Below are 22,939 nucleotides of genomic sequence, written 5' to 3' on the forward strand. Positions count from 1 at the left end.
GATCTTAACCTTCTCTCGAAGTTTGCTATTGCATTCATTACTGTTTAAAACCGCTCGCAACGGTTGATTACTCAAAAGAGGAATCTTGCACTATGACCACCAACATTTCAATTAATCTGCCTGTCCCTTCAATCTCTAAAGAAAAGTACATCGAATTAACGGGATTATCTGAAGATACAGTTGATGCCATGCTGAAAGATGGCCGCTTGCCTCGCCATCGTTTACGTAAAGATAAAGGCCGTGAAAAAGTGATGATCAATATCGCGGCTATGACAATCGACGCCCTTGCGGGTTGCAACATCGTACTTAACTGATTCGATTTTGAAACTCAGGGGGAGTGTTGACTATGTTTGATTATCAGACTTCTAAACATGCGCACTTTAATGCCGCTTGCCGAGCGTTCGCGCTAGCACACAATCTGGAAGATGTGGCCGCTGCCGTTGGTATGAGACCACAGTTGTTACGCAATAAGTTAAATCCGTTACAACCGCATCGCCTGACCTGTGATGAACTTCTGGCCATTACTGACCATACAGAAGATGCGCGTCTGCTGGATGGAATGCTTTCGCAGATTAATTGCTTGCCATCAGTGCCGGTAAATAACGCAACTGAAGCGAATATGCAGTTTTGCGCGTTGAGCGCTACCGCCAGTGTGGGCGCGATTGCTGGGGAAGCGGTATCAACAGAGCACATGACCGCCGCCCGCCGTACACAAATTCTTGATCGCGCTCGCGATGCTATCCGTAGCCTTTCCGTGTTGGCTTACACCGTTGAAAGCCGTATCCATTCTGCGCCGGTTTTAGCCGCAGCGGTGGATCTGGTTGCAACTAACGCCACCGGCCTGATGTGAGGGACTATGAAACCAACGCAACTAAAACCCGGACAGCGCGTCGTTATAACCCCTTCATTGGGCGGGCAATACCTTATTCACGGAACATTCATCAAGCGCGTTCCACGCTACTACGGTAGAGCCGCATATAGCGTTATTCGTGTCCCAGCATTTGCCGGGCTGAACGGTGACGATGATTTGGGGGATGTACATTTGAGCGATTACGACGTTTCACGCCGTGTCAGTCTGGAGGGAAAACAATAATGCAAGCCAGATCATTTGTGACTTACCTGAAAAAAGAATCACCAGCCATGCAGTTGCCGAGTGGTTCAACGGGCTGGATAGAACTGCCGAACGGCCAGCGCTGGAATCCTGGTCACACCTATAAATTCAATGCACATGAGTCTGTCCAGATGAAGGGCGGTTCTGTTCTGCGTTTCCTGACGACTAAAACCCGCCGCCTGCTGGGAATGGTTGGGGGGCGTTATGGCAATTAACCAGGAACAGCAAAAGCGTGGGCTGGATCATCTTAAAAAGATTCGGCGCAAATATTTCAGTACTAGCAGTGAAGCCGCTGAGTGGTGGGACAACCTGACACCAGAATGGCGCGGGGTGGTTCTTCATGCTGCTGCAATCAATTCCAGATCCGGCGTTTTTAAACGCAGCTTAAGTAATTGTTGCTGGCGAGAACTTTTTGAGCGGTTGGAGTATCGGGACATGATACAGCTGCGCCAGGGAATTTCCCGTGCTCGTTTAACTTTTAGCGGATTCGGGAGTTTACGGGACAGTGATTTCTCCAGACGAACCGCTGAACGTCCAGTAAAAATCGTCCATCCCATTAATACCAGGAACAAAGTGCAGATGATTATCGCACCTCATATTGTCCATAAATTGCAGCAGGGGAATCACTGATGAGCATTATTTCTGTAGAGGGTAAATCGTTGGGGGCTGAACTGGCTGTGTGGGGAGTCCCGCATAACTACGCGGTAGCGTTTGCAGAGAAAAGCGCCAGTAAAAATGGCCGCATTGCGTTGCATCCGTTTTTCTTCAATGACACCGAACACATGACTAACCAGCGCCACTGGCTGGCGATCAATGCCGCTTTCTGGTGCTGCGTGTACCGCGAAGCTGAGAGCAAAGAGGCACAGATTGAAGCACTGGCGGGGATTCGCGCAATTTTCTATACAGCCGGGGCGCTGGGTGTTGGCGAGATAAAGGCGCTGATTCAGGAGTGGTGGCGGACAACCTATGAGCTTCACCTTATTCCGGCACCGAATTATTCAGCCGTCACTACACAACCCGCTTTTCACTAATTAACAACCTGAATTTTTTGGCCACGGTTCAAGTGGCCGGGGATTCTTTTGTCTTGAGGATATTGAAATGGCACAAATTAGCTCTGAAGTAAACGTTACTACTCCTCTTTCAAACTATCAGGAAATCTTAAAAAAAGCCGTAGATGAGGGAAAGGCAGCAGCCGCCGTTCTGTTTTCCTCTCGTCTGGATAAGCTGGCCACCCATGCGGCCACCGAGGGGCTTAATGCTGCTGAAATAATTGAACTGTTGCGCGAAGAATCGGTGATTTTTGGTAAGGGCGGTGCCGCATGGCAGTAAAAACTCCTCTTAAATGGGTGGGCAGCAAAGCCCGCCTTATGCCGAAGTTGCGCCAGCATCTTCCAGAAGGTAAACGCCTGGTTGAACCGTTCGCCGGTTCCTGTGCCGTCATGATGAATACGGATTATGACGAGTATCTGATTGCAGATGTGAATCCTGATCTGGTTAATCTTTATAAAGCGATGGCATATCACACAGATGCGTTGCTTAATGAGCTGGAGAGTCTGTTTACTGCCGGTTCGTTAGGTGACGAAGAAAGCCGGGCGGTTTTCTATTACGCGGTGCGTGATGCGTTCAACCTGTCAGGTAAATCCTTTGGTTCGGAATCCGTAGAAGCTGCTGCGCGTTTCCTGTACCTGAACCGGCACTGCTTTAATGGCCTGTGCCGGTACAATCGCCGCGGTCAGTTCAATGTTCCGTTTGGTAAGTACAAAAAGCCTTATTTCCCTGCTGATGAAATCTGCGCCTTTGCTGAAAAAGCAAAGCGCGCAACATTCATTACTGCCCACTATTCAGAAACGCTCGATTTGGTTCGGGACGGGAATGACGTTGTTTACTGCGATCCGCCTTATCTGACAGATAGCGATAATTTCACCGCTTACCATGAGCGTGGTTTTTCGCACATGGATCAGGGGCGGCTGGCGCGTAAGCTGCGGCGCCTGGCTGAACGTGGAGTTCAGGTAGTAGCGTCAAACAGCGATCTGGAAATGGTGCATTACCTTTATGCAGGGTTTGAAGCCTTAAAGGTTAATGCGCCGCGTAGTGTTGGTGCGGCAGCTGCAAGCCCGAAAATGGCGGCAGAACTGATACTTAAATGGCCTTTACCGACGAATCCTGAGGCCAGCGCATGACGCTGGCAATAAACGAAGATTGCTACGCCGTTGATGCCTGGCGGCGTGAAACCTTCGCGCCAGGTACACCGGCAGACGTGACAATCACGGAGCGCCGCCTGTGGGCTGTAAACCCGCAGGATCATAAATGGCGTGCTCAATACCTGCATGAAATACCCGACTGGTTAGCCGGGTATTTTGGCCGTCGTTACGAAAAGATTTTTACTGGCCCTGACGGGCGTCGCCGTGCCAATACATTCCTGCGTCAGACTATTGGAGGGAATGTATTGCCACGTCTGCGCAAAGTGGCTGCTCGTTATAAGCTGGCCGCTGATGCAATAGACCTTCCTTTTGGCAAGTCGCTGGAACGCCTGCCGTCACTTGACCGCCCGGAACTTAAAAAACTGGCTGGCCAGATATCTGGCTGGATCTCCCAGTCGCTGTATGACTTCACAGAACGGTTTGATTCCGGCACTGACGACGCTAAAGAGCTGCACCGCCGAACGATGGAGTCTTATCGCTATCTTTGTGCGTGCAGTCGGATGCTGAATAATCAGCCGCCATACTGGGCAGAACATGAAGCCAATGCCGGGCAACTGGAAACACGTAAGGCTGAATCCGGCATTCTTCGCATGATGGCACCTGAATGGTGGTATCTGCGCCTGAAGCGAGCGCGTGACGTACAGCGTGAGCATATGGCCATAGCCGTGGGGCTGGTGCAGAAAGCGGCCAGCGCTTATGTATCCCGTAAAACGCTGGGGGAATGGATAGAACAGAAAAAACGAAATCTGGAGTTCTTTAAAAAGTTTGATCTGCTGAATGATGAAGGGTTGCGCATTGCACTGGACAGCATGGTACACCGCAGTGTTGCAAATCCGGCGATCCGTCGCTGTGAGCTAATGGTAAGAATGCGAGGATTTGAAGATATGGCCAATGAAGAAGGGCTGGCCGGTGAGTTTTACACTATCACCGCGCCATCTCGTTTCCATGCGGTACACAGCAAAGGGGGCTTTGTATCGCAATGGGATGGAAGTACGCCGCAGGATACCCAGCGATATTTATGTGGCGTATGGGCAAAAGCCCGCGCCGCGATCTCGCGTGCGGGTATCCATGTATTTGGGTTCAGGGTTGTCGAACCTCACCATGACGGGACACCGCACTGGCATATGTTGCTGTTCATGCGCCCGCAGGACGTGGACACGGTGCGAGATATTCTTTGTTATCACGCCAGAATTACCGATTCCGAAGAACTGCAAACGCCAAATGCGCTAAAGGCACGTTTCCATGTTGAAGCCATCGATCCCGCTAAAGGGTCAGCGACGGGCTACATCGCCAAATACATTTCCAAAAACATTGATGGATTCGCGCTGGATGGCGAGCAGGACGAAGAAACCGGCGAAAACCTGCGGGATATGGCTAAATCTGTTTCTGCATGGGCTTCACGCTGGCGCATTCGCCAGTTTCAGCAGATTGGCGGTGCGCCGGTGACAGTCTGGCGTGAGCTTCGTCGGTTGCGGGATCAGGTGCTGACCGATCGCAGAATGGATGCGGTTCTGGCTGCTGCTGATGTCGGGGACTGGGCTGCATATACCCAGGCGCAGGGCGGCGCACTGGTTGCCCGCCGTGATCTGGTTGTTCGTCTGGCCTATGAAATTACGGAACAGGGTAACGAATATGCGGAAGACGTGCAGCGCGTACAGGGTGTTTATTCTCCTTTGGTTCCAGATTCAGAGGTCTGCACCCGTCTGGTTAAGTGGCAGAAGGTTGCGAAGTTGACCGAAGCGTCAGCGGAGGCGGGTTTTTCTGGCGGCAACGCCGCCCCTTGGAGTTCTGTCAATAACTGTACGGAGGGTGGAACCCGCAGACGGTTAAAACTGGAATTAAGAAGCCGGGGGTTCGATGGTTCTGATGAAGAAATAGACATACTGAAACGAGGGGGAGGGCTTCGTTTCGGTCAGTCAGCACTCATATACCGGAACGGACGACTACAGGAGAAGCAAAACGAGCCAATGCAGGAGCTGTGGCCGGGATGGTTTTAGTTTTAAGTCTGTGAAAGGTAAACGCTTATCACTAAATAGCAGGAAAAATCCCTTTTACATTTTGTGCTTAAATGTATACTGTAATTATATACAGTTGTTCTGTTTTTAGGAGGATGCTTGTGCAGGATTTGTTTTTGGAAACCATCGCATTGCAACGGATTGCTTTGTTTACCAGGTTGATTGCAAACAGTAAGTGCACTGGCTGTGAAAAAGATATAGCACTGGCCTGGCTGAGCGAATTGACTGCGGATCTGGAAAGTAAGCTTGATGAATATGAAGGCAAAAGCCCCCAAAAAGGGGGCTTATCAGGCGGCGGGAGTCGCTTTCAGTAGGTCTAATGCCATCTGACGCTGATCGGGTGAAAGGGCATTCAGTATTTTTTGTACCATAGCATCACCTGTTTTAGCGCTTGGGCTGAGAGTGTGGGAGAACGTCAGATTCATAACAAACGTGTGGCCACACTCAACATCTGAACAGGCGCAGTAAATATCGGCAATCTGCCGGTGTTTCCGGTTCGTTTTACGAATAACAGCTTTTGAGCCGCATTCAGGGCATTCGATTTTCAGAACTCGCATATTCCATGCTCCAGCTGTTAAATGATGCCTGGATTTTAGCCTTTTTTGCCTCATACCGCACCCTTATCCGTTGATTCTGTGTAACTTAAATCAAAGTTCAGGTGCAGGTTTTCCGGTATTTCTGGATCATTGTTTACGGCCATCATAAACCGGCGCTGAACAGGGGCGACTTCGCTTTTTTTATAAATCCGTTCGGCCTTTTCTACGTCACCCAGTCCGGCAGTATTTTGCGGGACAATGCCGGCAAGCCCGGCAGGAAAACGGTGCGCGTTCAGAATATCCTGGGCGCTGATATTTTTGATGTTGGCAAATTCATCCTTAGCGGAAATATCCCCCATTTCAATGAATTTGATGGCGTCACCGTCTCCACCGGGAATATTTACCAGGATGGTGGAGAAGTTGCCGATCCCTTTGCTGTCACGCAGCTGCTGTTCAATTTCCTCTTCCATTTCATCCGTCATGCTGGGATCGCGAGTGTAGAGAATGCCGCCAGTGTGGGCGCCATTGTGGTAGTAACGGCGACGGAAAATGACCGCTTCACTGTTGAGTAATGCAGAATGTACGCCGCCGATGTAGTCCGGCAGTCCGTAAATATGCTGTTGCGGGTCATACATTTTGATGAAGATAATATCTTCTTCAGGCCATATCTGTGGTTCGCCTTCCTGTAGCACCACGTAATCACCAGGTTGATCAGTTGCGTTGTTCCTGTCTTTCCTGCGTCGGATATAGAGGCCGGGTAAGGGTTCCAGTCCGATCACGTCTCCCCATCCGTTACGAATTTTTCCAAGCGCAATATCCCCAAATGTGATGTAGTCAAAAGCTGCGGCTTCCAGCTGGTCGTAAGTCAGGCCGCCAGACAGATAATCAGACACAATCATGTTTTTACGGGCGTGGATGATACCGCCATGTTGACCGTTAAGGTTAATCAGTTGTGCCAGTGCCAGCCGGTCAATTGGCTGGGTAAAATGATCGGCGGCATTGTCGTACCAGATATCCCGGTAGTCGGTGCCGGTGGTCAGAACAGGTTCCGGTTTGCCGAACGTAATGATGCTCATTTTTTTTGACTTATCGCCGCGCTGGTCGCGCTTAACGAAGTGTTTCTTTTTACTCATGCTGCCTTGTTCCTTAAATTCCAGCGTGATTTAGGTTTATTTTCATAGTTCAGAGGTTCGTTATGCAGGGCGTGGGTTATCGCCCAGAACGCTTCGGCGTGTCCTGTGTCCTGGCTGCGGTCTGCAACAAAGGTCATGGCGTTACCGCTTTGCGTGGTTGTGCGGCGTACGGACATAAAGCTGGCCGGGATCTCTTTCAGGTTTTTGTCCCATTCAATTCGCTGACTTTCGACCACGTCAGCCGCCTTCAGTACCAGCTGATTTTTCGTGTTCAGGTCGTAACGAATGGCGACGGCCACACGCATGGCAAAATGCTGAATGTTGTCAAAAACGCCCTGGCCAATACCGGTAACGTCCACGCCCAGATAGGTGAAGTTGTATTTTTTAAACAGCTGCTCGATCTGCTTTGCCTGGTACCGGAAGTTCATTCCTTTCCAGTAAATCACCTTCAGAACGCGGAATTTCTCCACGGCGAACATCGGCGGTGCCACAATCACAAAACAGGACAAATCCCCGCTTCGAGCCGGGTCAAAGCCGCCCCATACTGGCCTGTCACCAAATGGCCGGGCGGCGTCAGGGTTATGATCCTGCCAGGTATCCACTTCCACGCCGCAGGCTTCCAGGTCGGAAAAGCTGAAAACGGAATCTTTACTGTCCACGAACACGCACATATAGAGCATGTTGAAAGTGGCTGTGTTGTAGCGGTTGCGCAGCTTCTCGATGTTGGCCAGATTGAAGCCGCCCGCAATGGCATCCTCCATCGTAATGACGTAGCGCCACTGGCCATCCGGACAAACCCGCCCGCCGTCGCGCAATTCATCAAAGGTCGGAAACTTAATGGCAGTACGTTTTTTACTGCCCTGTTTCCATTCATCGCCTGTCCAGAACGGGTACGCCTGGTGAGTTTTAGCTGACGGTGTTGAAAAGTAGGTGGTACGCCACTTGTCATGTGTGGCCATTGCACTGGCCACTTCATTAAGTTTTGTGAAATTTGGAACCCAGAAATATTCATCACAGTACAGGTGGCCGCTGTAGGACTGGGCGGTGTTCTTGTTGGTTGACAGGAAGCGCAGCTCCGCGCCGTTGGACAAGCGGATGGGGTTGCCGGTCAGCGTGATCCCGAAATACTGTTCAGCAATATTTACAATGTAAGACCGGAACACTTCCGCCTGCGCCTTTGATGCCGACAGGAAGATTTGTGGATCGCCGGTCATGACTGCGTTTTCAAACGCCTCAAACGCAAAATACCAGGTCGCACCAATCTGGCGGCTTTTGAGGATGTTTCTGACCAGCTGGCCAATGTTCCGGCGCAGGTGTTTCTGGTATTCAAACAGGTGTTCATCAGCCCAGGCGTCAAAATCCTCTTGCTTCAGCGAGGAAATATCGTTTTTCTTGTATTTCCGTTTGCGGCGGGGTTCGTCATCATTACTGTCCCGCGCATCTGCCTGCCCGGAATTCTGTCCGCTGGCCATCTTTTCTTTATGCTTATTGCTTTGCGCACGTAGCTTTGTGGCGTGAGCAATGAGCATGTCCATTTCTTTCAGGTCGAGATCGGTTTTGTTATCCCGGCTGGCCAGTAGCTGGTAGCGGCGTTCGATAGCCTCTTCAGTACTTTCAAAACTGAGCAAATCAGCCCAGCTGTATTTTTCAGCCCAGTAGTAAACGATCCGCGCATTCGGCAGATTTAATTCAGATGCAATTTCTTTCGGCGTATAGCGGCGCAGATAAAGTGCGCGGACAACGCCTTTTAATTCTTCAGAGTATTTAGCCATGCGGTAATTATGCCGTGGCTGTAATAAAAAAACGGTGGTGATAATTCGTCTGCATTCGGTAAAGCGTTATATCCGAACTGTTCAGAATAAAACGTAATGCAGCAATGGTTTTATTTGGCAATAATTGATTTGCAGCGTCAGGAAGTGGAACAGGGGGGATATGTCACATTTAAAAACTGACTGGCTGTGTGTTGCTACTGAAGGAGATACCGTTGACGGCAGGATAATTAAACGTCAGTGGATTATCGATATGGGGGAAACCTATGACTATAACCACTATGTCGCTTTAATCTGGCCGGAACACCAGAAAGGCGGGGGTAATTTCGGTGAAGTACTGGAAGCCACCTGGCGGGACGGGGATGACGGGCTGGCGCGGTTGTATGTCAGTCTTTGCCCGAATATGCGGCTGATATACGCTAACGAAGAAGACCAGCTTCTTTTCTTCTCCATAGAGCCGGAGGAAGACTGGCGCGGAACAGGACGAACATACCTCAAGGGACTGGCAGTGACGGATACTCCTGCCAGCATTGGCACCACACGGCTGCGCTTCAGTCGGCAGCGCAAATTATCTGAACAGGGTTATTACCGTTATGTAATTTCCCGCGATGGCAAAATTAAGCAGGAAGGAAAAATGAAGAACTGGCAAAATTTGTTTGGTATTAAACCGAAGTTTGAAGATGAAACGCCGCCAGATGATACCGCGCAGGGTGATGATAAGTTACAGGCACTGGCAAACGCGGTAAACGAACTGGAAGGCCGTATGGCCAAAATTGAAAATCAACTGAATGATGTTCAGGGTGATGTGGATACTATTGCGGAAGTGGTGGATACAGAAGAATTTGCCGCCATTCGTGATAATGCAAAAGATATCGTTAAGCGTTTTAACGATTTGGGAAATAAATCAGTCCGTACACCAGGCCGCAAAATTTCAGAGAAAGCCGGAAAGTTTAATTTCCTGTAATTCACTTTAGCGCTGATTAGTTTCAAATATTTTTATTATCGCTTAATCGCGAGGGAGTTTTATGCACCTTAATAACCGTGCGCGGGAATTACTGGACGGATATTCGGCGGGCATGGCGCAGCAGTTTGGGGCGCGTGATGCCAGTCGTTATTTTTCCCTGAGTAACCCGCAGGAAAATGCGCTGCGTCTTGCGCTGCTGGAGTCCGTCGAATTCCTGGACATGCTTACCTGTCTGGATGTTGATCAGCTGAGTGGCCAGGTGATTTCCGTTGGTTCTTCCGTATTACACACAGGACGTAGTGAAAGTGGCCGTTTTATTCGCCAGGTTGGTGTGGACGGAAACGACTATTCACTGGTTGAAACAGATAGCTGCGCCGCGTTGCGCTGGGATCTGCTTTCGGTCTGGGCAAACGCCGGTAAAGATGAAAACGAGTTTTACAACCTTGTCCAGGCATTTACCACGCAGGCTTTTGCACTGGATATGTTGCGTATCGGCTTTAACGGTAAGAGCCGCGCAAAAACCACTGATCCCGAAGCTAACCCGAACGGTGAAGATGTGAATATCGGCTGGCATGAGCGCATGAAAACGCTGCTGGGCGGCAATCAGATTATGACCGATCCGGTGGTGCTGGATGCAGCCGGGGATTACAAATCACTGGATGCAATGGCGTCAGACCTGATTAACGCCAAAATTCCGGCGCAGTTCCGCAATGACCCGCGTCTGGTGGTTCTGGTAGGGGCTGATCTGGTTGCAGCTGAACAGTATCGCCTGTATCAGGCCGCAGACCGTCCGACTGAAAAAATCGCAGCGCAGTTGCTGGGGAATACCATTGCTGGCCGTCCGGCCATTATCCCGCCTTTTATGCCGGGAAAACGCATGGTGGTGACGCCGCTGAAAAATCTGCACATCTATACCCAGCGCAATACCCGTATGCGTAAGGCGGAGTTTGTGGAAGACCGTAAGCAGTTCGAAAACAAATACCTGCGCAATGAAGGATATGCGGTGGAAGTGCCGGAACTGTATGCGGCCATTGATGAATCCGCCGTAACTATCGGCAAGGTTTCCGAACCAGCGGAGGGCTGATAAATGGCACTTTCTCCCGCGCAGCGTCACAGCCAGCGCATTGCGATGGAACAAAAGCTGAAGCGAAGCCAGGCGCTGGAAACCACGGAAAGTATGCACCTTCTGGTCAAAGCGCTGGAAACGGATGTGGAACACGTACGCAGCCTGCCGACAATCGCGGATCGCATTGAGTTTAAAAGGGATGTGTTGCTGCCGCGCTGGGTACCGACTGTTGAAGCGTATCTGGAAAGCAAGCAGGTGTACGCCAATCCGGTATTTGCCTGGTGTGTTATCTGGCTGTTTGACGTGGGCGAGCTGGATCAGGCGCTGGAATGGGCTGATATCGCAATCAGTCAGCAACAGGCCACACCGGATCAGTTACGCAGCAATTTTCCCACGTTTGTGGCCGATACGATGCTGGCATGGGCGCAGGAAAGCGCCGGGCGCGGAGAAAGTATTGAGCCGTATTTCTCCCGTACGTTTGAACGTGTGGCAGGGGTATGGCGACTGCATGAGCAGGTAACAGCCAAGTGGTACAAATTTGCGGGGCTGGAGCTGCTGCGTAATGAGGATGGCCAGCAAACTGCTGCGGGTGTGGATGATATTGAAACGCTGGAAAAAGCCGATCAGTTGCTGGCCATTGCTGAAAAACACTACTCAAAAATTGGCGTCAGAACAGCACGGCAGACCATTGCCGCCCGTATTCGACGCCTCGAAAACGGAGCTTAAAGGATGGAAGGTATCAAATTTAAATACGAATTAAATCAGGCTGTGCGAGTGGCGATCAGTGGTGAAGATGGGTATGTGAAGGCGCGTGCTGAGTACGCCACTTTCGCCAATCAATACTTGCTTCATTATCGTGCTGCTGATGGCCGGGCTGTAGATTCCTGGTTTGATGAGAGTGAACTGACCACGGTTCAGCTTTAAAGACTACCGTACGCCAGGCGGACGCGGTGGAGGGCAAAACACCTTGTGTGTCATTGCGCCGTGGAAACCGGTCAGTCCGCCTTTTTCGGGGGATTTATGTTTAGTGGAAAACCGCTGGATTATCAGGACGAGCCGCTGGCCAATAATGGTTTCTGGCCGGATCTGAATCTGAAGGATTTTCAGGCGCAGCGGTCACTACCGCCAGATATTGACGCTGACACCATCCGCCAGGCGCTGCTTGCCGCTGTCGCGGAGGTGAATGCCGATCTGGAAAACGTGGAGGCCAGCTGGAAAGCGAAAGGCCATACGCTGGCGGCAGATGTGCCGGGTGTAAAGATGGGCGGACTTAACAGCCTGTGCGCCCAGTACATGAAAGCCGTTTTTGCCAGGGCAAAAGCGGATCTGTTGGGTGAGTTCGCCACTATCGGACGGCGTGATACCCATCCGGGGCAGGAAAGCCAGGAGACACGGGCCGGGTTACTGGCTGAGGCGTCCGTGGTGATCCGTCGCATGAAGGGGCTTAAACGGGCAACGGTGAAAAAAGTATGAGCCAGACGCAGATCCAAAGCCTGACCGCTTTTTTTCAGGAGAACGTTCCGCCGCGGGCGATGCAGTCATTTGACAGCGTACTGGATGAAATGAAGTTCATCCCCGCCGCGAAGGATTACGGACTGGGGCAATATCGCCAGGCGGTTATTCGGTATGACGCAGTTCTGAGCTGGGCGCGTTTTCCCTATCGCCTGTGTCCGCCGCAGTTGCTTATGTCCTTACTGGCGGCGTGGCTGGACGATGCAGACAGAGACCTGCTGGATGAAGTAGGGCTGAGTGAAGCCGAACCTGACTGGGATGTGTCAGTGGAAGATGAGGAAACCGCCACTGTGGTGCTGACCGTTCCGATGGTGGAAGAACTGGTGATCAGGCAGGACGAAAACGGGGCTATTCCGTGGCGTGGTGAGCGCTGGTCACTGGCAGAGCCTGAAATCTGGACGGCGTTAACTGCCAGCATTTTTAGTGTGGATGAAACCGGGGCGCCGGTGAGCGGGGAAATATGATAGCCGGTGGCGAGCTGAATAAAAAACAGCTGACTGAATTACGTAAGGCGCTGGCCAGTATGGAGTTGCCACCGCAGAAGCGCCAGCGGCTGATCTGGCGTCTGGCGAAATATGGCGTAATTGCTGCGGCAAAAAGACATGTTCGTAACCAGGAATCCCCGGACGGCCAGAAATGGCCGGGACGTAAGACAAAACGCAAAGGGAAGATGCTGCGTAACCTGCCAAAGCTGCTTCATATCCGTGAAATGCCTGAGATTCAGGCCGTACGGATCTATTTGCAGGGCGGCGGGTACCGGAACGGGGAAACGCCGGTTCAGGCAGGAACCGTAGGTTATGCGCAACAAAACGGAATGCGGGTAAAGGTCAGCCGCAGCAGTCAGCCACGTAAGGCGGACGCCGGAAAAATGGCGACACCTGCCCAGGCTAAAAAACTGCGTGCGCTGGGGTATCGGGTGAGAACCGGAAAACGCTGGAAAAAGCCCACGCTGGGCGATATCACGCGGACGATGCCATACAGCCAGGCCGGATTACTGATTCGAAAGCTGAGTGGTAAAGCAGTGAAAACCAGCTGGACTGTGGATCTTCCTGCCCGCGTATTTCTGGGCATGAATGACGATGAATTTGATAAAGCGCTGGCGCGTCAGCTTCAGGCTATAGGCTTTGGCTGGAATGTAAAGGCGCAGGATATTAAGGGGAAAACATGACCTGGCCAACCGTGACCGTTAACCAGGTAAACCAGTTACTGGGTGAAACCAACGAGGTGGAGCGCACGTTGCTGTTTATCGGTACGGGTACCAAAAATGTGGGTAAAACGCTGGCTGTTAATGCACAGAGTGACTTTAACGCACTACTGGGCGAGGGGCACAGCCCGTTAAAAAGCGATGTACTGGCGGCAATGGCGAACGCCGGCCAGAACTGGTGGGGATTTGTTCATGTACTGGCCGCAGACAGTGAGCCGGGCGCGTGGGTGGATGCCGTCAAAGCTGCACAGGTTTCCTGCTCGGTGGAAGGCGTGGTGCTGTCGGATGATGTGGCGGCAAAAGAACAGATTAACCAGGCGGCAACGCTGAGATCTGAACTGATTGCGCAATACGGGCGCTGGGTATGGTTCATCCTGGCCGTACAGGGTATGCAGGAGGATGAAGCCCAGGCGGATTATCTGAAACGTCTGTCCACCCTTCAGCAGGGTATTGCAGAGAAAGCGGTTCAGCTGGTTCCGCGTCTGTGGGGGAATGAACCGGGCGTGCTGGCCGGTCGCCTGTGTAACCGGGCGGTGACGGTTGCTGACAGTCCGGCGAGGGTGAAAACCGGGGCGTTGCTTAATCTGGGCAGCGATGAACTGCCGGAAGATGGCACCGGGAAAACACTGGAGCTGGCCACCCTTAAAGCGCTGGAAGCGCAGCGCTACAGCGTGCCGATGTGGTATCCGGATTATGACGGCTTTTACTGGGCTGACGGACGTACGCTGGATGTGGAAGGGGGTGATTATCAGTCCATTGAGACGCTACGTATTGTGGATAAGGCCGCCCGTCGTGTCCGCCTGCTGGCTATCGGTAAAATTGCCGATCGTTCGCTGAACAGTACGCCGGGCAGCATCGCGGCACACCAGACGTTGTTTGCCCGCCCACTGCGCGAAATGTCCACGGCGGCCAACATTAACGGTGTGTCGTTTCCGGGAGAGGTGAAGCCGCCGCAGGATGGAGATGTCTCTATTGTCTGGAAGAGCAAGAAGGCGGTGGATATTTACATTGTGGTACGCACGTATGAAGTGCCGCTGCAAATCACTATCAGCCTGTTACTGGATGCCAGTCTGGAGGCCGCAGCATGACCAAACGTATTTCAGGCATGTCATTTGATGCCTACATCGATGGTGAACTGATCCATATAGAAAAAATTTCGCTGGATATCACGGATAACAGCGCCGCCGCCCAGACCCGTGGTGTGCCGGACGGCCATGTTGATGGTGATGTGGCCGCAGAGGGAGAAATTGAAGTCAGTTCTAAAGTGCTTCAGGTACTGACAGCCAAAGCCCGCGCCGCAGGTTCGTGGCGAGGTATTGAACCGCTGGATTTTCTTTTCTACGCCAAAGCTGGCAGTGAAGAAGTGAAGGTCGAGACGTTCGGCAATAAATTGCAGTTAAGCAATCTGCTGGATATTGATCCAAAAGGCGGCAGCGTATCCACGCACAAAATTAAATACTTCGTGACCAGTCCGAAGTTCGTCAACATCAACGGGGTTCCGTATCTGGAAGCGGAAGCTACGGAAAATCTGATCGGGTAAGGAAAAGGGATGCAGGACTACGAAAAAGGGTTTATTGCGCTGGCAATTATGGGGGCGCTGATTGCCCTGGGCAAGATGCTGAACAGTGACGAGCCGATCACGGCACGTCTGGTTCTGGGGCGTGTCATTGTGGGCAGCGCGTTATCAGTAGCGGCAGGGGTGGCGCTTTACTTCGTACCGGATATCCATCCGCTTGCGCTTGCCGGCATTGGTTCAGCGTTGGGGATTCTTGGCCTTAATGGTGTTGAAGCCTGGCTACGTAAGAAAGGGATCGGTTTTCTGGGGAAGGGGGCTGACAAATGACACTGAGTGAAAAACAGCAGCTGTTTACCGTTATGGTGGCAAATCTGATCCACTGGGCAGAAGAACACGGCTACCGGCTGACGTTCGGGGAGGCTTACCGCACGCCGGAACAGGCGGCGCTGAACGCGAAAAAGGGCAGCGGTATTACCAACAGTCTGCATACACGGCGTCTGGCAGTGGATTTTAACCTGTTTGTTAACGGCCAGTACCAGACCCGCACAGAGGATTACCTGCCGCTGGGCGAATACTGGGAGTCACTGGGCGGCAGCTGGGGCGGGCGCTTCAAATCCAGGCCGGATGGTAATCATTTCAGTCTGGAGCATGACGGGGTTCGCTGATGGATCGTGTGGTGGCGGGCTGGCTTATGACGGTTGTTCTGGCCTTCTGGGCAGGGTGGAAGGCGGCTAACTGGCAGCGTGACAGTATCGATCTGGCCATCAGCCGGTCAGCCAGCGCTACCGGGGAAAGGCTGGCAAGCATGGCCAGTGAATCCGGGCGAAAACTGGAAAAACAACTGGAGGCTTTGAAAAATGCACCGCCGCGTGAAATTCGTACGGAGGTGGTTAAGCCGGTGTTTACTAACGTGTGCCTGTCTGACGACTTTGTCCGCATGTACAACGACGCCGCCGCCAGTACCGAACGTGCGTTATCAGGAAAACCTGAAAACTAAATGCGTCACGCAGCTGCCACGCCTGAAAGGGACTACGGGTAAAGATGCTGCGGAACTGTTGAATGCGTATCTTGAAATTTATGGTCAGTGCGCAGCACGCCATAATCAGTTAATAGATGAAATTAATCGTAGAGAGAGTCTTTTATATGGAAAAAATTAAACTGTGTGTCTGTGGGACTGATATTATTTTTGAACCAAATCAGACCGCCTATAATAAGTTTATTAATGAAATGGCAATGGACAATAAAGTGGCACCTGCGCATAACTACCTGACGCGTATTGTTGCAACGGAAAGCAAGGAAGCTTTAGCTGAAATATTAAAACGTCCGGGCGCTGCGCTTCAGCTTGTCAGTAAGGTTAATGATATTTACGCCCCTGAACTGGAAATTGAAGTAAAAAACTGACAAAGCGAGTCCGGGCAATTGAACAGAACGGACTCGAACAATATTTAATACTTCGCCGTCATTATTTACCACATGGTCAGGATTCCGTTGACGATATTGCCGCCGCTATCTGGCTGGATAACCGTCACTGGGAATATACAGGAATTGCTGTAGCCAATGGTGTGGCTAAAGCATTTAAAGGCACAGAATGAAACAGTTAGATTTTACATTAAGCCTGATTGATAAGCTGTCCCGTCCGTTAAAACAGGCACAGAGCAGCGTCACCGGCTTTGCGGAAAAATCAAAAGCGGCCTTTATGCAGATTGGCGGTGGTGTGCTGGCTTTAGCGGGTACAGGAATGGCCATACGGGGTGCGTTATCACCGGCAATTGAAATGTATGATGCGCTGAATGATGCAGCATCAAAAGGGATTGATGATCAGGCATTAAAAGCCGTACAGCGGGATGCGCTGCGCTTCAGTACAACTTATGGCGCCAGTGCGGTGGAATTTGTTCAGTCCACTGAAAGTATTAATTCCGCTATTGCCGGGCTGACCGGTAATGAACTGCCGAAAGTGACAAAAGTTGCTAATACCCTGGCGTTTGCCCTGAAATCCACCGCCGCAGAAACGGCGGAATTTATGGGGCAGATGTTTGGTAATTTTTCCGCCGATGCGGAGCGTCTGGGCAAGGTTCAGTTCGCTGAGCAGCTGGCCGGAAAAATGGTGTATATGCGCAAGGTCTTCGGTACCGAAATGGGCACTATCAAAGACCTGATGGAAGGGGCGCGGGGCGTCGGTACCAACTACGGCGTCGGACTGGATGAACAGCTGGCGGTACTGGGGCAGCTTAACCGCACGCTGGGAACGGAAGCCAGCAGCGCCTATGAAGGCTTTATGACGGGGGCAGTTGAAGGGGCAAAAAAACTGGGTCTGTCCTTTACTGACGCCACCGGAAAAATGCTGTCCATGCCTGAGATGCTGATTAAATTGCAGGGCAAATACGGCAAGAGCCTGGAAGGGAATCTGAAAGCCCAGGCGGAACTGGATGCGGCATTCGGTGACAGTTCGGCTGTGGTCAAACACCTTTACGGTAATGTGGCGCTTCTCCAGAGGAACATCACCGAACTGGGCGGATCTGACGGTCTGAAACGTACGCAGGAGATGGCCAGTAAACTGGTGAAACCGTGGGATCGGTTTGTACAAATCCTGAAAGCCATTCAGACCGTAATAGGGCTGACACTAATCCCGGTATTGTATCCGGTGCTGAACCGTCTGGCGGATATGGGACAGACATTTGCCAGATGGATGCAGCTATTTCCCAACATTGCCCGTGTTATCGGCTACGCCGCTATGGCGTTGCTGGGGTTTGCGGCAGTGGGCGCGGTTGCCAATATTGTGATGGGCGCTTCTAAGTTCATCATGGCAGGTTTACGCGGGATCTGGGTTGCCATTACCGCCGTCACGAAAGCATATACGGCAATGGTATGGCTGGCACAAATTGCTGTTATCGCCTGGAATGCGACGCTTAAATTTTTGCGCGGAGCGTTGCTGGCCGTTCGTATGGCGGCAATCATGGCCGGAATCGGTATTAATCTTATGAGCTGGCCGGTCTTGCTTGTGATCGGGGCGATAGCGTTGCTTGCGGCGGGTTGCTGGTTGCTGATTAAACACTGGGATACGGTGAAAGCAGCTGTTATGGAAACATCCGCGTTTCAGGCATGTGCCAGGGTGGTGGCGTGGCTGGCCGGGGTGTTTTCCACAGCATGGCAATTTATCAGTGAAGGCTGGAACAGTTTTATTGCGCTATTAACAGGGTTTTCACCCTCACAGGCATTAAGTGGACTGGCGTCGGGTATTGTATCCATGTTTGATAATGTCTGGCAGTCCGTTAAAGGTGGTTTTCTGAAATCGTGGAACTGGATTGTTGAGAAGCTGAATAAAATACCCGGCGTTGATATCTCAATGGCTAATGAAACCTCTTCGCCACCATTAACAGTAAATAATTTATCTACAGGTGGCGAGCTAAAAGGAATTGATAAAGGTGGTATCAGTAAATCTGTCAGTAATAACTCAAGGTCTGTGACGGATAACAGCCGGAAAATTAATACTGTCAATATCTATCCAAAAGAAATGATAACGCCGGGGCAGTTAATGGAGTTTCAGGAGCTGGGCGTATGAATGAAATCCTGTATGTTGATTTATTAATTCAGGGAAATGACTTTGTCCTGAATACCGGTAATGAACCTGAATTATGTAATAACCGTAAAAGTATCGGGCAGGACATTATTCATTCCATTATTGAAAGCGGTCTGGCGACGGAATTAATTGCCGAGAGAAGCCCGACCATGCGGGCAGATATTTTTACCCGCATGGAATTACTGATTGAAGATGATGAGCGCATCGTTCCGGGGACGGTGGAAATCGGTGAAGAAAGCCGGACACGGTTGTGGATCACGGCCAGCACTTATGACTTCGGCGGAATATCGGTACAGGTGGATTTATGACGGAAAAGCCACAGGTTGACTTTGAAGAGGTGGTGAAAGCCAGCGGTATGCCGGTGACGGAAGAAGAGATTCGCGATCGCTTTAATGCCATTGCGACGGAGGAGGGAATTATCACGAATACCTCCCGTATGTCTCCGTTCTGGCGACTGGTCACGGCCATTGTAACCGCGCCGGTAATGTGGCTGAAGGAGGTTCTGATCTCCACCGTACTGGCCAATATGTTTGTGGCCACGGCCAGTGGAAGCATGTTACGGCTGCTGGCATGGGCGGTGAATATCACGCCGAAGCCCGCCAGCGCTGCACAGGGCGTTATCCGTTTTTACAAGGAAGACGCCAGCGCCGTGGTGACGGTGAAGGCCGGAACGGTGATACAGACAGAACGTATTAACGGCAGGGTGTATGAACTGGCCATCACGGAAGATGTGGTGATTGCCTCCGGTACCGCCAGCGCACTGCTGCCGGTAAAGGCAACGGGAACGGGCGGCGCATATAACCTTGCGCCGGGATATTACCGCATTCTGCCGGTGGCCGTGGACGGCATCAGCCATGTGGCCAGTGAAGAGAACTGGCTGACCGTACCGGGCGCGGATGAGGAAAGCGATGATGAGCTGCGTGAGCGTTGCCGTAACCAGTTTAACCTGGTGGGCAACTACCACACGGACGCGGTGTACCGGTCGATGATAGCCGGTGTTGCCGGACTGAGCATTGAACGGATTTTCTTTGAGCACGAAGCACCGAGGGGGCCGGGGACAGCCAACGCCTATTTATTGCTGGACAGCGGCGTGGCTTCTGCGCCGTTTGTGGATGCCGTGAATGACTATATCAACACTCAGGGGCATCACGGCCACGGGGACGATATGCAGTGTTATGCCATGCCGGAAACCCTGCACGATCTGGCGGTCACTGTCTGGGTCAGGAACCTGAACAACATCAGTGATGATGAACAGAAGCGCCTGAAGGACGGTATTGAAAACCTGATCCGGTGCGCCTTCCGGGAAAATACGGACTATGACGTCAGAAGGACGTGGCCGTATTCACGGTTCTCCTTCTCGCAGCTGGGGCGCGAAATCCATAAAAACTTTCCGGTAACGGAATCGCTGAATTTTTCGCTGGATGACATTGCCAGTGAGCTGAATGTGCCGCGCCTGAAATCGCTTGTGGTGAGTATTGAGAATGAATGAGTTCATGAAAAAACTGGCCGGAATGGTACTTCCCTCCTGGATGGACAGGGGCGAGCCGCGAAAACTGCTGCAAACGGCGCGGCGATTCTGGGCGGAGGTGTACGGCTGGGTGACGTGGCCACTGAACCAGTTTGATCCGCTGACCTGTACACCGGCGTTACTTAACCTGCTGGCGTATGACCGGGACATTTCCCGCTTTGACGGGGAGCCGCTGGAACTGTTCCGCAGGCGTGTGGCGTATGCCTTCGTGAATGCGCGTGACGCCGGTTCTGTTGAGGGATTTATCAGTATCTTTGAGCGGCTGGGGATCGGGTACGTTGAACTGATGGAGCGCCAGCCGGGCATTGACTGGGATGTGATTCAGGTTCGCGTCACGGACAGCCAGATTGCGACTAACACGCAGTTGATGATCCAGATTATCCGGCAGTACGGGCGGACATGCCGCCGTTACCAGTTTGAAGTGATCACGTCCGAACGGCTGACTATCCGGGCGGGATGGGATCAGGGGGAATATGTGGTTTATCCGGCAGCACTGAGCGGTACGGAAACCAGCAGCGCGACGTACAGCGCAGGGTTATAAGGGGATTATATGTCACAGACAACAATTACACTGGCATTTGAACAGTGGAAAGCGCAACAGGGTGCCACGGGGGAGCCTGTCCTGCTGGATGAATTTGTGTTCGCTAACGTACCGGGACTTGATCCGGATCAGCCGGTTGACCGCAATGAAACCCTGCCACCGGCTGAACAGATTGTTCACCGGCAGGCCGTCAGCCGTAAGGGTGTGGTGAATGACAACGCCGTGGTGCATTCCGTCGTACTGGGGGCGGACGTGGGGGATTTTTCCTTTAACTGGATTGGATTGCTGAATAAAGCCAGCGGTACGCTGGCAATGATTGTTCATGCGCCATTACAGCAAAAACTTAAAACAGCTGAAGGGCAACAGGGGAACGTGCTTACGCGCTCGTTTCTGATGGAATATAACGGCGCACAGGCTGAAACCGGAATTAATACGCCTGCTGAGACCTGGCAGATTGACTTTACCGCACGTATGGCCGGAATGGACGAGCGCCAGCGCCTGGAAAATATCGACATCTTCGGGGCGGCGGCGTTTTTTGGTGACGGCTATCTGGTCGGGAAAAGCGGGAATCAGTTTTATGTGACCAAAGGTACCGGCTATGTGGCAGGGCTGCGCACAACGCTTGCAGAAAACCTGAATATTACCGTGACAACCAGGCCGGTCAAAGTCTGGCTGGATGTATGCTGGACAGGAACGCTTACCAGCGTGTGGGGTGTGCAGTCCCGTATTACGGTTGCTGACAACCTGGCGGATTATGTGCAGAACGGCATACAGCATTATGTGTTTGCGGTGGCGGGTATTGATGAAAACGGCAATATTACGGATTTACGCCCGAAAGGGACGCTGAATGAGCAGCAGGCCAGTGATGCGCTGAGAAAACACGAACAATCCCGTAATCATCCGGACGCCACAACCCGCGAAAAAGGGTTTGTGCAGTTAAGCAGTGAAACAAACAGCGATTCGGAGATGCTGGCCGCAACGCCGAAAGCGGTTAAAGCGGCTATGGATAATGCGAACGGACGACTGGAGAAAAACAGTAATGGCGGCGATATTCCGGACAAAAAACAATTTGCGAGAACTATCGGCGCGGTAACGTCGACCACCATTACACTTGGCGAATCAGGCTGGTTCAAAATCGCCACGGTTGTAATGCCGCAGTCCACATCAACAGCGGTAATTAAGCTTTATGGAGGTTCGGGGTATAACGTTGGATCATTTGAGCAAGCGGCAATCAGTGAACTGGTACTGCGTGCCGGTAATGGTTCACCTGTTGGAATAACCGCCACATTATGGAGGCGTTCACCTTCTGCTGCTAACGAGGTCGCATGGGTTAATACATCAGGCGACACCTACGATATTTATATTAATATCGGCCAGTATGCGTACTGGTTAATTGCGCAATATGATTACACCGGTAATGCAAATGTCACGCTACACAGTACGCCTGAATATTCATCAGTACAGCCGGGAAACTCAACCAGCGGTCAGACATATACGCTGTATAACAGCCTGATGAAACCTACTCCCGAAGATGTCGGAGCGCTGTCAGTTAATGGAGGGAGGCTAAACGGTCCGTTAGGCATTGGTACTGATAATGCGCTGGGCGGTAATTCGATTGTATTCGGCGATAACGATACCGGGTTTAAGTGGCACAGTGACGGCGTTTTGGGTATTTATGCCAATAATGCCCTAGTCGGTTATATCGACAATTCTGGGTTACACATGTCAGTAGATGTTCTCACTAATGGTGCCGTACGCGCAGGCAACGCAAAAAAACTGTCACTGACGAGTAATAATAATTCAACAATGACTGCCACGTTTAATTTGTGGGGTGACGGAGGAAACCGCCCAACGGTTATTGAACTGGATGACGACCAGGGATGGCATCTGTACAGCCAGCGAAATCCCGATGGTTCGATTGTCTTTACGGTCAATGGAGATATCACCGCTAACACACTTCGTGCAGGCGGGGCCATCTACGCCAATAACGGAGACGTATCAGGCACCGTGTGGGGGGGAGGGAATGCAGCCTGGTTGAGCGGCTACCTCTACTCGAATATGGTCAAAGCGATCAGACTCGGCCCGGTGGCGCTTTCTGGCGGTCTGTGGCGTGATTTTCAGCTCGGCGGCGGACAGGTGGTGACGGGGTTCCATACTGACGGTAGCTGGGAAATGGAAGGTGATGATGACAAGGTTTATTACCGTCCCATTCAGTATCTGATTGGTGATACGTGGGTAACGGCACCAAGTGTATAAGAAGGAATAA

At 51.7% G+C, this 22,939-nt stretch carries 32 protein-coding genes; 29 read left to right on the plus strand and 3 right to left on the minus strand.

The window, feature by feature from the left end:
* Positions 1-92 precede the first annotated feature (92 nt).
* The 9 genes from ACLD4K_RS12985 (at position 93) to ACLD4K_RS13025 (ending at position 5,641) form a co-directional block, all read left to right on the plus strand.
* Positions 93-314 (plus strand): hypothetical protein, encoded by a 222-nt coding sequence (locus tag ACLD4K_RS12985; RefSeq protein ID WP_032411114.1) that lies wholly within the window; start codon positions 93-95, stop codon positions 312-314.
* Positions 315-346: 32 nt separating this feature from the next.
* Complete coding sequence (locus tag ACLD4K_RS12990) at positions 347-850, plus strand: phage regulatory CII family protein (protein WP_411011981.1); 504 nt, start codon at positions 347-349, stop codon at positions 848-850.
* 242 nt (positions 851-1,092) lie between these two features.
* The gene (locus tag ACLD4K_RS12995; protein WP_411011982.1) at positions 1,093-1,326 is read left to right on the plus strand and encodes a phage filamentation protein Fil family protein; all 234 of its coding nucleotides are present in this window, start codon (positions 1,093-1,095) and stop codon (positions 1,324-1,326) included.
* Positions 1,316-1,741: a hypothetical protein gene (locus ACLD4K_RS13000; RefSeq protein ID WP_000996837.1), complete on the plus strand. Its 426-nt coding sequence runs from the start codon at positions 1,316-1,318 to the stop codon at positions 1,739-1,741. Before ACLD4K_RS12995 ends, ACLD4K_RS13000 begins: the two co-directional genes overlap by 11 nt.
* Positions 1,741-2,142, plus strand: a complete 402-nt coding sequence (locus ACLD4K_RS13005) for a hypothetical protein (RefSeq protein WP_000022786.1) — start codon at positions 1,741-1,743, stop codon at positions 2,140-2,142. The genes ACLD4K_RS13000 and ACLD4K_RS13005 overlap by 1 nt, the downstream gene beginning before the upstream one ends.
* Positions 2,143-2,209: 67 nt before the next feature.
* Complete coding sequence (locus tag ACLD4K_RS13010) at positions 2,210-2,440, plus strand: DUF2732 family protein (RefSeq protein ID WP_000057334.1); 231 nt, start codon at positions 2,210-2,212, stop codon at positions 2,438-2,440.
* The gene (locus tag ACLD4K_RS13015) at positions 2,431-3,291 is read left to right on the plus strand and encodes a DNA adenine methylase (RefSeq protein ID WP_000279402.1); all 861 of its coding nucleotides are present in this window, start codon (positions 2,431-2,433) and stop codon (positions 3,289-3,291) included. Before ACLD4K_RS13010 ends, ACLD4K_RS13015 begins: the two co-directional genes overlap by 10 nt.
* Positions 3,288-5,309 carry a replication endonuclease gene (locus ACLD4K_RS13020; RefSeq protein WP_411011983.1) on the plus strand — a complete coding sequence of 674 codons (2,022 nt, stop codon included), beginning with the start codon at positions 3,288-3,290 and terminating at the stop codon, positions 5,307-5,309. The genes ACLD4K_RS13015 and ACLD4K_RS13020 overlap by 4 nt, the downstream gene beginning before the upstream one ends.
* A 113-nt stretch (positions 5,310-5,422) precedes the next feature.
* Positions 5,423-5,641 (plus strand): hypothetical protein, encoded by a 219-nt coding sequence (locus ACLD4K_RS13025; RefSeq protein WP_023199746.1) that lies wholly within the window; start codon positions 5,423-5,425, stop codon positions 5,639-5,641.
* On the opposite strand, the gene ACLD4K_RS13030 is transcribed toward ACLD4K_RS13025, so the two are convergent.
* Genes ACLD4K_RS13030 through ACLD4K_RS13040 form a run of 3 tightly spaced genes read right to left on the minus strand, consistent with a single transcriptional unit; the run spans position 5,615 to position 8,768 of the window.
* The gene (locus tag ACLD4K_RS13030; protein WP_001552031.1) at positions 5,615-5,938 is read right to left on the minus strand and encodes an ogr/Delta-like zinc finger family protein; all 324 of its coding nucleotides are present in this window, start codon (positions 5,936-5,938) and stop codon (positions 5,615-5,617) included. The two genes, ACLD4K_RS13025 and ACLD4K_RS13030, sit on opposite strands and share 27 nt — an antisense overlap.
* Positions 5,935-6,996 carry a phage portal protein gene (locus ACLD4K_RS13035; protein ID WP_000038208.1) on the minus strand — a complete coding sequence of 354 codons (1,062 nt, stop codon included), beginning with the start codon at positions 6,994-6,996 and terminating at the stop codon, positions 5,935-5,937. The genes ACLD4K_RS13030 and ACLD4K_RS13035 overlap by 4 nt, the downstream gene beginning before the upstream one ends.
* Positions 6,993-8,768 (minus strand): terminase large subunit domain-containing protein, encoded by a 1,776-nt coding sequence (locus ACLD4K_RS13040; RefSeq protein WP_111751494.1) that lies wholly within the window; start codon positions 8,766-8,768, stop codon positions 6,993-6,995. The genes ACLD4K_RS13035 and ACLD4K_RS13040 overlap by 4 nt, the downstream gene beginning before the upstream one ends.
* A 160-nt stretch (positions 8,769-8,928) precedes the next feature.
* On the opposite strand from ACLD4K_RS13040, the gene ACLD4K_RS13045 reads away from it, so the two are divergent.
* The 20 genes from ACLD4K_RS13045 to ACLD4K_RS13140 all read left to right on the plus strand — a co-directional run bounded on the left by ACLD4K_RS13045 (position 8,929) and on the right by ACLD4K_RS13140 (position 22,929).
* A complete protein-coding gene (locus ACLD4K_RS13045) occupies positions 8,929-9,729 on the plus strand; it encodes a GPO family capsid scaffolding protein (RefSeq protein ID WP_411011984.1) in 801 nt (266 codons plus the stop codon).
* A gap of 61 nt (positions 9,730-9,790) precedes the next feature.
* On the plus strand, positions 9,791-10,813 hold the full coding sequence (locus ACLD4K_RS13050; RefSeq protein ID WP_024156703.1) for a phage major capsid protein, P2 family: 1,023 nt from the start codon (positions 9,791-9,793) through the stop codon (positions 10,811-10,813).
* A gap of 3 nt (positions 10,814-10,816) precedes the next feature.
* A complete protein-coding gene (gpM, locus tag ACLD4K_RS13055) occupies positions 10,817-11,521 on the plus strand; it encodes a phage terminase small subunit (RefSeq protein ID WP_001218534.1) in 705 nt (234 codons plus the stop codon).
* 3 nt (positions 11,522-11,524) lie between these two features.
* A complete protein-coding gene (locus tag ACLD4K_RS13060) occupies positions 11,525-11,719 on the plus strand; it encodes a hypothetical protein (RefSeq protein ID WP_000398492.1) in 195 nt (64 codons plus the stop codon).
* Between the two features lie 96 nt (positions 11,720-11,815).
* On the plus strand, positions 11,816-12,268 hold the full coding sequence (locus ACLD4K_RS13065; protein ID WP_024136587.1) for a head completion/stabilization protein: 453 nt from the start codon (positions 11,816-11,818) through the stop codon (positions 12,266-12,268).
* Positions 12,265-12,771, plus strand: a complete 507-nt coding sequence (locus ACLD4K_RS13070) for a phage tail protein (RefSeq protein ID WP_000084221.1) — start codon at positions 12,265-12,267, stop codon at positions 12,769-12,771. Before ACLD4K_RS13065 ends, ACLD4K_RS13070 begins: the two co-directional genes overlap by 4 nt.
* On the plus strand, positions 12,768-13,475 hold the full coding sequence (locus ACLD4K_RS13075) for a hypothetical protein (RefSeq protein ID WP_183073073.1): 708 nt from the start codon (positions 12,768-12,770) through the stop codon (positions 13,473-13,475). The genes ACLD4K_RS13070 and ACLD4K_RS13075 overlap by 4 nt, the downstream gene beginning before the upstream one ends.
* Complete coding sequence (locus ACLD4K_RS13080; RefSeq protein ID WP_411011985.1) at positions 13,472-14,599, plus strand: DUF2586 domain-containing protein; 1,128 nt, start codon at positions 13,472-13,474, stop codon at positions 14,597-14,599. Before ACLD4K_RS13075 ends, ACLD4K_RS13080 begins: the two co-directional genes overlap by 4 nt.
* Positions 14,596-15,051, plus strand: coding sequence for a phage protein (locus tag ACLD4K_RS13085; protein WP_000166743.1), 456 nt, complete (start codon positions 14,596-14,598; stop codon positions 15,049-15,051). Before ACLD4K_RS13080 ends, ACLD4K_RS13085 begins: the two co-directional genes overlap by 4 nt.
* 9 nt (positions 15,052-15,060) lie before the next feature.
* Positions 15,061-15,354 carry a phage holin family protein gene (locus ACLD4K_RS13090; RefSeq protein ID WP_001154425.1) on the plus strand — a complete coding sequence of 98 codons (294 nt, stop codon included), beginning with the start codon at positions 15,061-15,063 and terminating at the stop codon, positions 15,352-15,354.
* Positions 15,351-15,692 (plus strand): M15 family metallopeptidase, encoded by a 342-nt coding sequence (locus ACLD4K_RS13095; RefSeq protein WP_000175560.1) that lies wholly within the window; start codon positions 15,351-15,353, stop codon positions 15,690-15,692. The genes ACLD4K_RS13090 and ACLD4K_RS13095 overlap by 4 nt, the downstream gene beginning before the upstream one ends.
* Entirely contained in the window at positions 15,692-16,024 is a 333-nt protein-coding gene (locus ACLD4K_RS13100; protein WP_000376372.1) for a hypothetical protein, read from the plus strand. Before ACLD4K_RS13095 ends, ACLD4K_RS13100 begins: the two co-directional genes overlap by 1 nt.
* Positions 15,996-16,184: a hypothetical protein gene (locus ACLD4K_RS13105; RefSeq protein WP_001270303.1), complete on the plus strand. Its 189-nt coding sequence runs from the start codon at positions 15,996-15,998 to the stop codon at positions 16,182-16,184. Before ACLD4K_RS13100 ends, ACLD4K_RS13105 begins: the two co-directional genes overlap by 29 nt.
* The gene (locus ACLD4K_RS13110) at positions 16,171-16,428 is read left to right on the plus strand and encodes a putative phage tail assembly chaperone (protein WP_000411339.1); all 258 of its coding nucleotides are present in this window, start codon (positions 16,171-16,173) and stop codon (positions 16,426-16,428) included. Before ACLD4K_RS13105 ends, ACLD4K_RS13110 begins: the two co-directional genes overlap by 14 nt.
* A 47-nt stretch (positions 16,429-16,475) precedes the next feature.
* Complete coding sequence (locus ACLD4K_RS13115) at positions 16,476-16,619, plus strand: DUF6890 family protein (RefSeq protein ID WP_370922079.1); 144 nt, start codon at positions 16,476-16,478, stop codon at positions 16,617-16,619.
* Positions 16,616-18,586 carry a phage tail tape measure protein gene (locus ACLD4K_RS13120; protein ID WP_045160255.1) on the plus strand — a complete coding sequence of 657 codons (1,971 nt, stop codon included), beginning with the start codon at positions 16,616-16,618 and terminating at the stop codon, positions 18,584-18,586. The genes ACLD4K_RS13115 and ACLD4K_RS13120 overlap by 4 nt, the downstream gene beginning before the upstream one ends.
* The gene (locus tag ACLD4K_RS13125; protein ID WP_001002797.1) at positions 18,583-18,912 is read left to right on the plus strand and encodes a DUF2590 family protein; all 330 of its coding nucleotides are present in this window, start codon (positions 18,583-18,585) and stop codon (positions 18,910-18,912) included. Before ACLD4K_RS13120 ends, ACLD4K_RS13125 begins: the two co-directional genes overlap by 4 nt.
* On the plus strand, positions 18,909-20,093 hold the full coding sequence (locus ACLD4K_RS13130) for a baseplate J/gp47 family protein (RefSeq protein WP_020437993.1): 1,185 nt from the start codon (positions 18,909-18,911) through the stop codon (positions 20,091-20,093). Before ACLD4K_RS13125 ends, ACLD4K_RS13130 begins: the two co-directional genes overlap by 4 nt.
* Positions 20,086-20,673 carry a phage tail protein gene (locus tag ACLD4K_RS13135; protein ID WP_001001824.1) on the plus strand — a complete coding sequence of 196 codons (588 nt, stop codon included), beginning with the start codon at positions 20,086-20,088 and terminating at the stop codon, positions 20,671-20,673. The genes ACLD4K_RS13130 and ACLD4K_RS13135 overlap by 8 nt, the downstream gene beginning before the upstream one ends.
* 9 nt (positions 20,674-20,682) lie before the next feature.
* Positions 20,683-22,929 (plus strand): phage tail protein, encoded by a 2,247-nt coding sequence (locus ACLD4K_RS13140; protein WP_411011986.1) that lies wholly within the window; start codon positions 20,683-20,685, stop codon positions 22,927-22,929.
* The last annotated feature ends 10 nt before the right edge of the window (positions 22,930-22,939 follow it).

The organism is Salmonella sp. 741265055_HSA (assembly GCF_046569525.1).
Taxonomy (GTDB): domain Bacteria; phylum Pseudomonadota; class Gammaproteobacteria; order Enterobacterales; family Enterobacteriaceae; genus Salmonella; species Salmonella enterica.